Consider the following 1,063-nt stretch of genomic DNA (forward strand, 5'->3'; position numbering starts at 1 on the left):
GCAGGGGAATCGCATATGGCGATTTTGGGGTTGAGTTTAGGCTGAGAAAGGATTCTTTGGAGAGGCAGTTGAGCGAAGGAGCGACTGCCATTTCCTGTCTTGAGAGCGACTTTGGCGCGGTGCCTGATCCCCGCGCGCCCAACGCCACGCACCGGCTTGGCGACCTGATCGTGATGATGATCGCGGCAAGCCTGTGCGGCGCCAGCAATGCGACGGAATTTGCCCTGTTTGCGCAAGAGCGCAAGCAGGCGCTGTCGCGGCTGATCGACTATGACGCCGCCCCCAGCCACGACACCTTCTCGCGGCTGCTGCGCCTGCTCGACCCGGAGGCCTTCGGTCGCGCCTTTGCCGCCTTTGCCGCAGCTTTCGCACGAGCCAGCCGCGAGACGCCTGAGGTGGTGTCGCTCGACGGCAAGGCTTTGCGGCGGGCCTACGAGAAGGGCTTGGCAGCCAGTCCACCCTTGACGGTGTCGGCCTTCGCCGCCGAGACCCGGCTGTGCCTGGCGGCAGTCTCGCCGAGCGATGGTGGGAACGAGGTCGAGGCCGCGCTCAAGGTCGTCGAACTCATTGATCTTACGGGCAGATTGGTCACCGCCGACGCGCTCCACTGCCACACCCGCATGGCTGCGGCCATCACCCAAAGGGGTGGCGATTATCTGCTTGCGCTGAAGGGAAACCGCCGGCATTGGCAGCGCAGTGCCAACCTGCAACTGGCCGACGCCACCCCTTCCATTGCCGAGCGGGTCGAGACCAGCCACGGCCGCAACGAGTGGCGGCAGGCCGAGATCGTGGCGGCGGCCGCGCCGCTGATGCCCGGTCACCAGGCCTTCATCCGCATCACCAGCCGGCGCGATCAGGCCAGGCCTTTGATGCGCCTGTTCATGGCCTCCACGCTTATGTCGCCGCAGCAGGCGCTCGACCGCACCAGAGCTCATTGGCAGATCGAGAACGGCCTGCATTGGATGCTCGATGTCCATCTCGATGAGGACCTCAGCCGTGCCCGCAAGGACAATGCTCCCGCCAACACAGCCCTTCTCAATCGCCTCGCCAGAAACATCCTCCA

1 protein-coding gene is annotated in these 1,063 nt (G+C 64.9%); it reads left to right on the forward strand.

The window, feature by feature from the left end; translation table 11 throughout:
• Positions 1-68: 68 nt before the first annotated feature.
• The coding region (locus EN859_RS35105; RefSeq protein ID WP_245525868.1) for an ISAs1 family transposase at positions 69-1,063 on the forward strand (995 nt) is incomplete at its 3' end.

The organism is Mesorhizobium sp. M00.F.Ca.ET.216.01.1.1, from assembly GCF_004010325.2.
Classification (GTDB): domain Bacteria; phylum Pseudomonadota; class Alphaproteobacteria; order Rhizobiales; family Rhizobiaceae; genus Mesorhizobium.